Source organism: Neisseria sp. HMSC064E01 (genome assembly GCF_001808875.1).
Classification (GTDB): Bacteria; Pseudomonadota; Gammaproteobacteria; order Burkholderiales; family Neisseriaceae; genus Neisseria; species Neisseria sicca_A.
In genome coordinates, this window is record NZ_KV794858.1 from 1 (window position 1) to 12,699 (window position 12,699).

At 49.5% G+C, this 12,699-nt stretch carries 10 protein-coding genes and 1 tRNA gene; 6 read left to right on the forward strand and 5 right to left on the reverse strand.

Translation table 11 applies throughout. The features are described from left to right. From HMPREF2572_RS14705 to HMPREF2572_RS00190, 3 genes are all read right to left on the reverse strand, one after another. A partial coding sequence (locus HMPREF2572_RS14705) for a hypothetical protein (RefSeq protein WP_210385271.1) occupies window positions 1–181 on the reverse strand: 181 nt, incomplete at its 3' end. 18 nt (window positions 182–199) lie between these two features. Continuing rightward, a complete protein-coding gene (locus HMPREF2572_RS00185) occupies window positions 200–931 on the reverse strand; it encodes a thermonuclease family protein (RefSeq protein WP_070495273.1) in 732 nt (243 codons plus the stop codon). 128 nt (window positions 932–1,059) lie between these two features. Further along, complete coding sequence (locus HMPREF2572_RS00190; protein ID WP_070495276.1) at window positions 1,060–2,100, reverse strand: sensor histidine kinase; 1,041 nt, start codon at window positions 2,098–2,100, stop codon at window positions 1,060–1,062. Between the two features lie 78 nt (window positions 2,101–2,178). Between HMPREF2572_RS00190 and argH the strand changes: the two genes are divergently transcribed. Further along, entirely contained in the window at window positions 2,179–3,558 is a 1,380-nt protein-coding gene (argH, locus tag HMPREF2572_RS00195; RefSeq protein WP_070495278.1) for an argininosuccinate lyase, read from the forward strand. 255 nt (window positions 3,559–3,813) lie between these two features. Here the strand turns inward: argH and glnD are convergent, their stop codons facing one another. Together glnD and HMPREF2572_RS00205 are read right to left on the reverse strand one after the other, a co-directional pair. Then, window positions 3,814–6,375, reverse strand: a complete 2,562-nt coding sequence (glnD, locus tag HMPREF2572_RS00200; RefSeq protein WP_070495280.1) for a [protein-PII] uridylyltransferase — start codon at window positions 6,373–6,375, stop codon at window positions 3,814–3,816. A gap of 51 nt (window positions 6,376–6,426) precedes the next feature. Continuing rightward, complete coding sequence (locus HMPREF2572_RS00205; RefSeq protein WP_349267161.1) at window positions 6,427–6,747, reverse strand: helix-turn-helix domain-containing protein; 321 nt, start codon at window positions 6,745–6,747, stop codon at window positions 6,427–6,429. A gap of 419 nt (window positions 6,748–7,166) precedes the next feature. Between HMPREF2572_RS00205 and HMPREF2572_RS00215 the strand changes: the two genes are divergently transcribed. The 5 genes from HMPREF2572_RS00215 (at window position 7,167) to ispE (ending at window position 12,663) form a co-directional block, all read left to right on the forward strand. Further along, window positions 7,167–7,243 (forward strand) — tRNA-Pro (locus tag HMPREF2572_RS00215). Between the two features lie 286 nt (window positions 7,244–7,529). Then, complete coding sequence (locus tag HMPREF2572_RS00220; protein ID WP_070495286.1) at window positions 7,530–8,894, forward strand: sodium-dependent transporter; 1,365 nt, start codon at window positions 7,530–7,532, stop codon at window positions 8,892–8,894. Between the two features lie 351 nt (window positions 8,895–9,245). Further along, window positions 9,246–11,129 carry a tetratricopeptide repeat protein gene (locus tag HMPREF2572_RS00225; RefSeq protein ID WP_070495288.1) on the forward strand — a complete coding sequence of 628 codons (1,884 nt, stop codon included), beginning with the start codon at window positions 9,246–9,248 and terminating at the stop codon, window positions 11,127–11,129. 80 nt (window positions 11,130–11,209) lie between these two features. Next, window positions 11,210–11,800, forward strand: coding sequence for a lipoprotein insertase outer membrane protein LolB (lolB, locus tag HMPREF2572_RS00230; protein WP_070495290.1), 591 nt, complete (start codon window positions 11,210–11,212; stop codon window positions 11,798–11,800). A gap of 14 nt (window positions 11,801–11,814) precedes the next feature. Then, a complete protein-coding gene (gene ispE / locus HMPREF2572_RS00235; RefSeq protein ID WP_070495292.1) occupies window positions 11,815–12,663 on the forward strand; it encodes a 4-(cytidine 5'-diphospho)-2-C-methyl-D-erythritol kinase in 849 nt (282 codons plus the stop codon). The last annotated feature ends 36 nt before the right edge of the window (window positions 12,664–12,699 follow it).

A 12,699-nucleotide genomic window follows, 5' to 3' on the forward strand; every position in this document is an offset into this window, starting at 1 on the left:
TCGAGGGAAGGGCTTTTTTTGCAAAGGTCTCATTCAATAGTTTCTGTGTCTTTTTATCCCCAAAGCGGCATTTTCTGCGTTGGAAATCCTCGCAAGGAGTCCAACCTTGTTGCGGTTTCCGCCTTGAATCTTCCGCTTTGTGAACAAAAATCCGCTTGGAAAATAAAATGTCGAGAGCCACCGGTTACCAAATCCCAAATCATTGTCCGCCTGATTCTTGACGGCGCTCGTTGTGTCCGCTGTTTTGCCCTTCGCGCTCTTCGCGGCGGAAGTCCCACGGGGCTTGGGGATTTTTACCGCTCCACAATCCTTTGCGTTTTTGTTTCGCTTGTTTTTGGGCGGCGGCGTAATCGGTGTAGGCGGTTTTGCTTTGTTGTTTTTTGGCGTAGCTGTCGTAATGCCAAGCCGCTCCGTCGCGCAGTTGCATGAGGTTTAAATCGATTGTGCCAACGGAAACTTGCGCGACTTCGCGTTTGTAGCGGTCTGTTTCAAATACGCGTACCTTCACCTTTTTACCGTCGGCGGCGCCAATTAAGTTGTCCCGCGAACGTGTGCCGTAAGCCTGATTGATTTCGGGCGCGTCGATATACGCCATGCGGATTTTGTGTTTCGCGCCGTCTTCGTCGATAACGTGGAGCGTGTCGCCGTCGTGGATTTTGGAGATTTTGCCGCGATAGGTATGGGGCGCGGCAGAGTTGCGTTTTTGAGTGTGCGGACGACTTTGGTGTGCATTATTTTCAGACGACCCTGATTTGACGGTTTCCGATAATAATGCGCCGAAGGCTTCCATGCCGAAATGGCTGCTGCCTGTGAGCGCAGAAGCGAATTGCACGCCGGAGCGGATGATCTCGGTGTCGCGTGAGCTGTAACCCAATGCGCCCAAGACGGACAAAACCACGGGAAGCCATTTTAAGATTGTTTTGGTGGTCATAAGGTTGACGGTGGTTTGTTTGAGGTCGTCTGAAACTTTTCAGACGACCTTTTTGATGAGACTTTTGATGTGAATCTGATTGAGCAGCGTGTGCTTGTCGTAGAAGTCTATGAGTGGGGATGGTTGTATCAACCGAACAGTCTGTTCACATCAGACGCTTTTTTGCGGTAAGGCAGGCGGATGTCGACGCGGAAAATGCCGTCGAGTTGGCGGCTTTGGATTTTGGCGTCGTTGTCGTACATCAGCGTCAGACGTTCTTTGAGGTTGCGCAGCGCCATCGAGTTGCCCTTGTGCGGCTTGGCGTTTTCGCTGCTTTCAGGCGGGGTGTACGGGTTTTCGATGCGGATGTAGATGGATGATTTGTTGAGCTTGGTAAACACGGTAATCATGCCGGGGCGGTGGGTCGATTCGACGCCGTGGAAAACCGCGTTTTCCAAAAGGGGTTGGAGCAGCAGGTGCGGCGTTTCCGCGTCATCGGGCGCTTGGTGCTGCCACATAACTTGCACGCGCATATGGCCCATGCGGATTTGTTCGATGGCGATGTATTCCTGCGCCCACTCGATTTCCTGTCCTAAAGTGCTGCTTTGGCTGCCGTCGCGCAGTTGGGCGCGGAACAGGTTGGCGAGGTTTTCCAACAGGGTTTCCGCGTCATACGGACGTAAGCGGATGAGGCTGATGGCGGCATTGAGGCTGTTGAACAGGAAATGCGGGCGGATGCGAGCGGTCAGCGCGCTGAGACGTGCTTCAGAAACCGAGGGCGCAAGCCCGTTTCGGCGGGAGCCTTCGTAATACATCAGCCCGAGCAGGAACAGGTTGAACAAGAAAAAATGTTGCGACAGCGCTCTGCCATTCGTTTTTAAAACGACAAAATCAACCACCACAAATATCGACAGGTTTAAAAGATAGGTAATGATGACGCCGTAGGGTGCTTCTTTGATGGAAGGTACGAATATATTGACGAAATAGGCTTTGATCAAAATACCCAAAAGTACGGGGAAAATCCATTTGGAGTGATGGTAAATTTCTGCGGAATAGGAGAGTGAGGAATCGCTGATTAAGGGCAGAAAAAACAGACTGCCCAAGACAATAATCAAAAGGCGCACGACCGTCGCGGAATTGCGCAGGTCGGGGGCGGCGAATGTATTGTTGATTTGACGTATAATAGACATAAAATATTTCCAACCGTTTTCTTTTAATGCGTTTATACGAGCCTTTGCGGCTCTGTTATTTTATCTGAGGATGAAACCATGAGTAAGGACAAAACCTGGTCTGGCCGTTTCAACGAGCCTGTTTCCGAACTGGTAAAAAAATACACCGGTTCGATCGATTTCGATAAACGGCTTGCCGAGTGGGACATTCAGGGCTCGCTGGCGCACGCGCAAATGCTTGTTCAATCAGGCGTTTTGAGTGAAGAAGATTTAGCGGTGATCCGTCAGGGAATGGCGGAGATTATAGCAGAAATCAAGGACGGTACTATTTCTTGGTCGCTGGATTTGGAAGACGTCCACATGAATATCGAACGCCGCCTCACCGATAAAATCGGCGATGCGGGCAAACGCCTGCACACCGGACGCAGCCGCAACGACCAAGTCGCCACCGACATCCGCCTGTGGCTGCGCGATCAGATTACCGTTATTCAAGACCTGATTCGAAGCCTGCAAACGGCTTTGGTCGATTTGGCTGAACAAAACGCCGAAACCGTCATGCCCGGTTTTACCCATCTGCAAGTCGCCCAGCCCGTCAGCTTCGGACACCACATGCTCGCCTACGTCGAAATGCTCGGACGCGATTTCGAGCGCATGACCGACTGTCGCAAACGCGTCAACCGTATGCCGCTCGGCGCTGCCGCCCTTGCCGGTACGACTTATCCGATTCAGCGCGAAATCACCGCCGAATTGCTGGGTTTCGAGCAAATCTGCCAAAACGCGCTGGATGCTGTATCCGACCGCGATTTTGCCATTGAGTTCACCGCCGCCGCATCGTTGATTATGATCCATCTGAGCCGCCTGTCTGAAGAATTGATTTTGTGGATGAGTCCGCGTTTCGGTTTTATCGACATCGCCGACCGTTTCTGCACGGGTTCGTCCATCATGCCGCAGAAGAAAAATCCCGATGTTCCCGAACTCGTGCGCGGCAAGTCAGGCAGAGTCATCGGACACCTTATCGGCCTGATTACCCTGATGAAATCGCAGCCCTTGGCGTACAACAAAGACAATCAGGAAGATAAAGAACCGCTGTTTGACACCGCCGATACGCTCATCGACACCCTGCGGATTTACGCCGACATGATGCGCGGCGTAACGGTCAAACCCGACAATATGCGCGCCGCCGTCATGCAGGGCTTTGCCACCGCCACCGATTTGGCGGATTACTTGGTGAAAAAAGGCATGCCTTTCCGCGACAGCCACGAAGTCGTCGCCCAAGCCGTGCGCCATGCCGACCAAGCGGGCGTTGATTTGAGCGAATTGCCAATCGAAGTCCTGCAAGGCTTCAGTAACCTGATTTCAGACGACGTGTACGGCGTACTGACACCCGAAGGCAGCCTGAACGCGCGCAACCACTTGGGTGGAACCGCGCCGGAGCAAGTGCGCTTTCAAGTGAAACGCTGGCGGGAATTGTTGGCTTAAAGAGAATGAAGTAAGAAGGGCGTCTGAAAACGGGAAACAGGGTTTTCAGACGACCTTTAATATATAGGGAAACCATTTATATTAGATTCAAAATACAGGTGAAAACAGTATCAGCATCTGCTTGCTGTCTAAGCTGGATTCACATCGACAAGCAGAATTTTTTATTTAAAACCATCTTAAATCAAAAACAGAGGTCGTCTGAAAATCGAAAACAGGTTTTCAGACGACCTCTTTATTTTCCCTTAAACCCAACCATCACACCGACAATTGTTCCAACAAAGCCTGTTTCAACGATGACTGCGTTTTCGGGTTTTTCAAATCGGGGCTGAAGACGATGAAGCTGTCTTCGACGCGTTCGTCCAGCGTGGAAATTTTGGCGTAGCGTAGGCTGACGTTGTGGGCGAAGAAGACTTCCGCCATGTCGGCGAGCAGAAAAGGGCGGTTAACGGCGGTGATTTCGACGGAATACCAGTCGGGATAGTCTTCTTCGGGGGTGATGGTGATGCTCGGCGCAATCGGCATGTAGCGGCTGCGGCGGCTGATGCGGCGGCTGTGGCTGGAGGTTTCGGCAACGGTGTGTCCGTGGATAAAGCTGTTGAGTTCGGCTTCGAGCGCGCTTTGGATGTCGGGGTAGTCTTCGGGGGCGTGCTGCGAGGGAATTTGCACGATGAAGGTGTCGAGGATGTAGTCGTGTTCGGTGATAAAGGCGCGGGCGGCGAGAATGTCGAAGCCGTGGCGGCTGAAGATACGGCAGAGGCGGGCGAACAGGCGCGGGCCGTTGGGCATGAAGACCATGACTTGAAAGCTGTCGCTTTTGAACAGGATGCGGCTGCGGACGATGGGGGTTTCAAAGTCGTGTACGAGGTTTGCGGCGTGCCACAGGATTTCGCGGGACTGATGGCGGGCAAAGTAGGCGGAACCGAGCGCGTTCCATAGTTTTTTCTGCTGTTTTTCGGGGACGGCAGCGCGGGTGAGTAAATCGGCGGCTTCTTGTTGGCGGCGGCCGAAGAGGGCGTGCGGGTTGCCGCCGTTGCCTGCGAGGTAGCGGCCGGCGGCATGGAACAGGCTTTCCAATAGGCTGGCGCGCCATGCATTCCACAGTTTGGGATTGGTGCCGCGGATGTCGGAAATGGTCAGAAGGTAGAGTGCGCTGAGACGTTCGTGGGTTTGCACGCGTTTGCAGAAGGCATCGAGTACGTCGGGGTCTTGGATGTCTTCTTTTTGGGCGACAGTGGACATGAGCAGGTGGTTTTCGACCAGCCAGGCGAGCAGGTCGCTTTCTTCTTCGGTCAGGAAGTGGTCGGCGGCAAATTGGCGCGCGTCTGCGATGCCTTGTATGGCATGGTCGCCGCCGCGTCCTTTGGCGATGTCGTGGAAGAAGGCGGCGAGATAAAGGATGTCTTGCTTTTCAAAGGACTGCATCAGCGCGGAGGCGTAGGGCAGCTCGTGGCTGTGCATGTCTAGGGCAAGGCGGCGGACGTTGCGGACGACGGCGAGGATGTGGTCGTCCACAGGATAGATGTGGAACAGGTCATGCTGGAGCAGACCGACGATTTTTTCCCATGCGGGCAAATAGCGGCCCAATACGCCGTAGAGGTTGAGAAAGCGCAGGGTTTGGGTCAGTCCGTTGCCGCTGCGGAAAAAGCCGGCGAAGCGGCGGCGGTTTTCGGGATTTTGGTAGAAGCTGCGGTTGATTTTGCGCGTCGCCCCCCACCATGCGCGCAGGGTTTGCGGTTCGAGTGCGGTAATGTCGTTGCGCTGCTGCATGATTTCGACGATTTTGAAAATGTGTTCGGGTCGTCTGAAAAAAATATCGGTGTGCCGCGCGGCGATTTGGTTGTTGACTTGGATGTAGTCATCGTCAATCCGCAGGGTAACGCGCATCGGCGTCGAGGAAACGCGGCTTTGCAGCATGGGCGTGAGGATGCCGCTCAGTTGTTTGACGGTTTTAATCGCGCGGTAAAACACGCGCATCAGTTCTTCGCTTTGACGGCGGAGGTTCAAGCCTTGATAGCGCATGCTTTCGGCGACTTGCGGCTGTAAATCGAACAGTAGGCGGTCTTCGGCGCGCTTTGCGTTTAAATGCAGATGGATGCGGATGTGGGCGAGGTGGCGGTAGCCGTGTGAAAGCATGCCGGCTTCGGTGCGCGTCAGAATGCCTTGTTTGACCAGCGCAGGCAGGTTGGCCGCCAAGCCTTGCGCCTTCGCTATCCAAAGCAGGGTATGGATGTCGCGCAGACCGCCGGGACAGCTTTTGATGTTCGGCTCCAATACTGCCCCCGAACCCTGCGATTTGGCATGGCGGTGTTCCATCTCCACCAGTTTTGCTTCGATAAACGCCGCTACATTGCGTTGCGCGTTCATTTTTTCCGTCAACTCATCCGCTGTTTGGCGGTTGCCGAACAAAAACCTAGCCTCTAAAAACGCCGTGTCCCCCGTAATATCATCGCGCACGCTTTCACACAGTTCGTCAACGCTGCCGCTTTTGACCGACGGCGAAAGTTTCATATCCCATAAAGCCTGCACGAAAGCCGCAATTTTTTCCTGAAGGTCGTCTGAAACGGTTTCAGACGACACGACTGCCAAATCCAGATCAGAATAAGGATACAGCTCGCCGCGCCCAAAGCCGCCGGTCGCCATTAGACATAACGCGCTGTTTTGACAATGTTTTGCCCATAATGCCGCCAGCAAGGTTTCGACTGCCGCCGTGTATTCCCTGAAAAACACCGACACGCGGTTGGCTTTCAAATAATACGTTTCGGCGGCATCACGTTGCTGTTTGAAGGTTTCCAATGCTGAAGACAGGGTTGCAGACATTTTTTATTCTTTCGAGTTATGGAGGGCGTAAGGCTAAAGGTGGTTCGGCGGTCAAATATCGTTTTCAGACGACCTCTGCTGGGCAGCCGAGGGATTGGTCATCAGGTTTAGCAGTTCCTGCGGCGGCAGCAGCAACTGATACGCCGCCACGCCCAAAGCCGTCGCCATCTTTTCAATATTCGATAACGCAATGTTCCAGCGTTTGCGCTCCACAGCCGATACATAAGTCCTGTCCAAACCGCATTGTCGCGCCAACTCTTCCTGAGACCAGCCTTTATTCACGCGGAAAAGCCGCATGTTGTACGCCAAGACCGCCCGTAAATCCTGCTCATTAGGCAGTTCAGTAGGCGGAGTCAATTTATTGCTCATGATTTTGCTTTCGGATAAAAGTTTAAATGAAAGAATTTGCTGTTACGGATTTTACTTCACATAAAAACCAAAAAAAAGGGGTGGCAACAGCCACACCCAAACACACACACATCAAGAGGAAAGAGATAGAGAGTATCAAATCAAAGCAGATATTTCATCTACTTATCAGAAAATCTTTAAAGGATTTTGAGAAGTGTTGTCTCAGTTCCAATGTCGGCGATTATAAATGAAACTCAATTTGGAGCTTTGATTCAAATCAAGTCTGAAGACTATTTATAAAATATATTTTAAAGATAGATTGTATTAATTGAAAGCGGGGTTGATTGAAGGGGGCGGTTGGGATTAACTTCTCTATTTTTACTTCGGATTGTGAACAAAATCCGTGCATCCCTCCGAAAATTCCTCTATAATACCCGCTCATTCGGAATGTAGCGCAGCCCGGTAGCGCACTTCGTTCGGGACGAAGGGGTCGGAGGTTCGAATCCTCTCATTCCGACCAAATATAAAAACCTGCTTTGATTGCATGATCAAAGCAGGTTTTTTTATATCGTGGTTTCAAGTCTGAATCCTGACATTTTAATAAGGTGGAAAATGACAATGGTTTCCTAGTGTATCCAGCTATATCCCCTGTTTTGTTTTCAGACGACCTTTATCTTTGTAGTTTTCCCCTAAAAAATGCAAAAATCCCAGATGTTTTCACTATACTGCTTTTTGATATTCAGTTAAGAACCGTTAATCCGTTCGCGTATAATTTCAAGTTTTCCCAACAAGGCAGATGGTGTTTTATGTCTTCCAACCAACCCCGTCAAACTTGGTCAAACCGTTTGACTTATATCCTTACCGTTGCCGGCGCGACTGTCGGTTTCGGCGCAACGTGGCGTTTCCCGTATTTGGTCGGTGAAAACGGCGGCGGCGCGTATGTGTTTTTATTCTGTATCGCCATGTTTATTATCGGTATTCCGATGATTTTAGTGGAAAACGTTATCGGACGGCGCAAAGGTGTGAACGCGCTGGATGCGTTCGGCGGCTCGATGAACGGCAAACCTGTCGCCAAAATTTGGAAACTGGTCGGCTGGATGGGCTTGCTTGGCTCGTTCGGCATTATGGCGTATTACATGGTGCTCGGCGGCTGGGTGATCAGCTATATCGTTAATATTATTAGCGGAAATCTGAATATTTCCAGCCCTGTCAGCGGCGAAATAACGAAAAGCTTTTTTACCGAACACATCGAAAACAGCCCTTGGGAAATTGCGTTCTACACGTTCTTGTTTGTCGTTGTGAACCAATGGATTTTGGTCAAAGGCGTTATCGGCGGCATTGAAAAAGCGGCGAAATACCTGATGCCGCTGCTGTTTCTATTCCTGATTGCCATGGTCGTGCGCAACGTTACTCTGCCGGGCGCGATGGAAGGGATTACTTTCTATCTGAAGCCTGATTTCAGCAAGATTACCGCCGAACTTTTCGTCTTCGTTTTGGGGCAAGTATTTTTCGCCTTGAGCTTGGGTTTCGGCGTGATGATTACCTTGTCCAGCTATTTGGATAAAAACGAAAATCTGGTTCAAACCGCAGTCATTACGGCAATTACCAATACCATCATCGCCGTACTGGCGGGCTTTATGATTTTCCCGTCGCTCTTCAGCTTCGGCGTCGCCCCCAATTCCGGTCCGACTTTAGTGTTCCAAAGTTTGCCGATCGTGTTCTCGAATATGTGGGCTGGACCTGTGTTCGCCGTGATTTTCTTCTCGCTGCTCCTGATTGCCGCACTGACGACTTCGCTGACCATTTATGAAGTGTTGATTACAACAATTCAGGAGAAAACCAAAATCCGCCGTACCGCAGCGATTACGATTGTATTGGCTGCCATCTTCATTTTCGGCAACATTCCGTCCATTCTGAGCTATGGTCCGTGGAAAGACGTTTCCGTGTTCGGCAAAAATATTTTCGATGCCTTTGACTACATCAGCGGCAATATTTTGTTTATGCTGACTGCGCTCGGCTCCGCGCTGTTTGTTGGTTTTGTGATGAAGGACGAAGCGAAGGACGAATTGCTTTATAAAGGCAACCATACGACGGTCAATATTTGGTTTGCCTATGTGAAATACCTCGTGCCGCTGGTGATTTTGCTGATTTTCGTCAGCAATTTGTTGTAATGGTGCGTAAGGTTGTCTGAAAACTTTAAACTGCCTTATATTTCAGTATTGATAAAGCTTGTTCAGGCGGTTGATGTAAGCTGGGTTCTGTAAATGACAGAACTCAGCTTTTTTGATTTCAAGCCGAATTGTTGATGGTCGTAGTCTGCTTATATTTGATTACGATGGTTAAGCGTGAAGAGATAGTCGGGAACCTGTTCAAATTCAGGGCAAGGGGTCGTCTGAAAAGGAGGAATATTACAATAGGTTTACGGTTGCTTAAATCTACAAAGTTGGCCGCTTGTGATAAAGTTACGTTTGATTATGGCCGTATGAATTCTGATGCGGCTTTTTTGTACACAAAGGATTGTTATGTTGCTGTCCCCAACCCGCGCCCGCACGATTGCCGCTGCGGTCATGATGTTGTTTGCGGTGCAAGTTTCCGCCGCCAGGCAGGATAATGCCGTCGAGGTGAAAACACCGAAAGACGTGAAACAGATTATTCAAAAGAGAAACCGCTTTACGCCTGATGAATTCAAGGTCGAGCAGGCTCGCCGTGTGAATATACAAAACCGTGCAAATCAGATATTTACCTTGTTGAGCGGCGAAATACTGTTGCAGAAAGGTGATGCCGGTACGGCGTTGGCAACATACATGATGATGTTGAACAATACCAAATCGCCGGAGGTGGCGGAACGCGCTTTAGAAATGGCGGTTTCGCTCAATGCGTTCCAACAGGCGGAAATGATTTATCAAAAATGGCGTGAAATCGAACCTGTTCCGGGTAATGCGCAAAAACGTATGACCTGGTTGCGCAATATCTTGCTGGGGCAGGGCGATAAGACCTTGAATGGTTTGGATGATATTTTGGCCAATGCCAGCGAAGAACAGAATCAGCGTATTTTCCTGCTGTTGGCTCAGGCGGCAATCCAGCAGCCGGGGTTGGCAGAGAAAGCTTCGTCACAAGTCCATAAGGAAGCTTTGAAATATAAAGATTTGCCGGAAGCTGCGATTGCCGATGTGATTTTCAGTGCGCAAGGCGGTAAAAAGAAACATGCCATTGCGGCATTGCAACGTTTGGCAGGGCTGGATGCAGAGATGCTGCCGCCGACTTTACTGACTTTGCGGCTGATGGCGCAACGCAGTCCCGAGATATTAAACGGCTTCTTCGAGCAAACCGATACACGCAATCTTTCGCCCGTATGGCAGGAGTTGGAAATCGTCAACCTGATTTCCAATAAACAAAACGACAAAGCCTATGCGCGCCTGCGTACGCTGTTGGAAAATAACCCGAATCCCGACCTGTATATTCAGGCAGCGTTGTTGGCAAGCAATCGTAAAGACGATATTTCGACGATTATCAATTATTTGGATAAAGCGTATAACATTGGAACAAGCGAACAGCAAAGCCGTGCCGCCCTGATTGGTGCGATGGCTTATGCCGATGTTAAAGACTATCCCAAAGCCAAACAATGGCTTGCCAAAGTTGTTTCCCCCAGTTATGTTTTTGATAAAGCAGTTTTCGGTGCTTCATTAGAGGCCGAGCAAGGAAACGGTAAGGCAGCTTTGGCAGAAGCACGTCGGGCGCAAAGCCTGCCCGAGCAGGAAGGGCGTTATTTCGGCAGTAAGGAATTGCAACGGGTTACCCTGTTTGCTTTGTCCAAATACGATAATTTGCAAGAGGCTTTGTCCGAACTGAATAAAATGTTGCCCAAGATAAGCCGACAGCCGGATGCAGCGGAGCAGTTGCCTGATGCTTTGTACCAACGCGCTATGATTTATGACCGTATGGGCGATCAGGGCAAAGCCATTGCCGATTTGCGCCGCGTAGTCGAATTGGCGCCGGATAACGCCAACGGTTTGAATGCTTTGGGTTATATTTTGCTTTCTCCGACTAAGGAGCATTTAGACGAAGCCTTTAAATTGATTCAGGCTGCTTATCAGATTGAGCCGGAAAACCCTGCCATCAACGACAGTTTGGGCTGGGCGTATTTCCTGAAAGACGATGTGCAAACTGCATTGCCTTATTTGCAATATGCGTTTGAAAAATATCCTGATGCAGAAGTTGCCGCACACTTGGGCGAAGCATTGTGGGCATCCGGAGAACAGGAAAAAGCCAAAAAAATATGGACGGACAGCCTGAAGGGTGAAGGCGATATGAAAATATTGCGGGAAACCATGAAGCGTTTCGGCGTGGAGTCTGCTCCTAAAGCAACGAAAAAAGCCCAATCTGGACGTTCCGTAAAAACGAAATAATGAAAGGGGTCGTCTGAAAACAAGGCTTTGGAAGAAGCTGGGATGATAGACAGTTTTCAGACGACCTTTTGGGAGTATTTATGAAATTACAAACCATTGTATCTATTGCAACACTGACTTTGCTTGCCGCTTGTGTGCATCCTAATTTGTCTCAACAAAATGATTGGAAGCCGGCAGAGAATGTCAATGATTTTACTGCAGACGGAAGATTGGCAGTAAAAGTCGAAGAAAAAGGCTCTTACGCCAATTTTGACTGGTCCTATCAAAATCAAGTCCAAACCATTAGCGTCAATACACCTTTGGGCAGTACGGTCGGACAGTTATGTAAAGACAACCAAGGCGTATTGGCTGTAGACAGTAAAGGTCGAGTGTATCAGGCAGAAACAGCAGAAGAGCTCAGTCACAAACTTTTGGGCTATGAATTGCCTGTTCAATATCTGCATATTTGGGCGGATGGCAAACGCGTTGCCAATGCGCCATACCGATTATTGCCCGATGGCCGTTTGGAGCAATTTGATTGGACTATTACACGCAGTACCAATAGCGAAGGTAAGCCGAAAATCCTTCAATTGGAAAATGCCAAATTAAATGTCCGCCTGGTATTTGACGAAGTCAACCACGAACCTGCTGCCAGCGATCAGACGCAATGTGCAGCCCGCCTTAAAAAATAAAAAAAGAGCTTGATATGGATATTCCTGCCGACGCTCAAGCCTTTCCCGCGCCTGCCAAGTTGAATCTTGATTTGCGTATTACAGGCAGAAGGGATGACGGATATCATAATTTAGAAAGCATTTTCTGCCTTATCGGGCTGTATGATACCGTTTACCTGAAGCCACGAGACGATAAAAAGATTATTTTGCATAATCCCACCGAAGGTATTCCCTACGAACAAGATTTGGCTTATCGTGCTGCACTTTCTTTACAACAACATACCGGCTCCTGCCGTGGTGTGGAAATCTGGTTAGAGAAAAAGATTCCGACAGGAGGAGGATTGGGCGGAGGCAGCTCCGATGCGGCAACCGTGTTAATCGTGTTAAACCAATGGTGGCAATGTCGGCTGACAAGACAGCAGCTCATTGATTTGGCAGTAAAATTGGGTGCGGATGTACCGTTTTTCCTTTTCGGGCAAAGTGCTTTTGCACGAGGGATTGGCGAGCAATTAGTCAAAATAGAAATTCCTAAACAATGGTATGCGATAATCAAACCGTCGGTACATGTTTCTACCGCTAAAATTTTCTCGCATGAGAACTTGACACGAAATTCCAAACCAAGCATAATGCCGACTTTCCAATCTTTGCAGCCATTCAGGAATGATATGCAGGCTGTTGTTTTTCAGGAGTATCCTGAAGTTTGGAAAGCTTATTGTGAATTATCTAAATATGGTCCTACATTAATGACAGGGTCTGGAGCGTGTATATTTCTCTCTACGGATAATCAGCAAAAAGCAAACAATATATACCAACAAGTTTCACAATCATATGAAGCATATTGTGTTGAAGGTTTAGACATTCATCCTTTGTTTCAAATGATTTGATAAAGTTGGGGAGTCGTCAAGCGGTTAAGACACTGG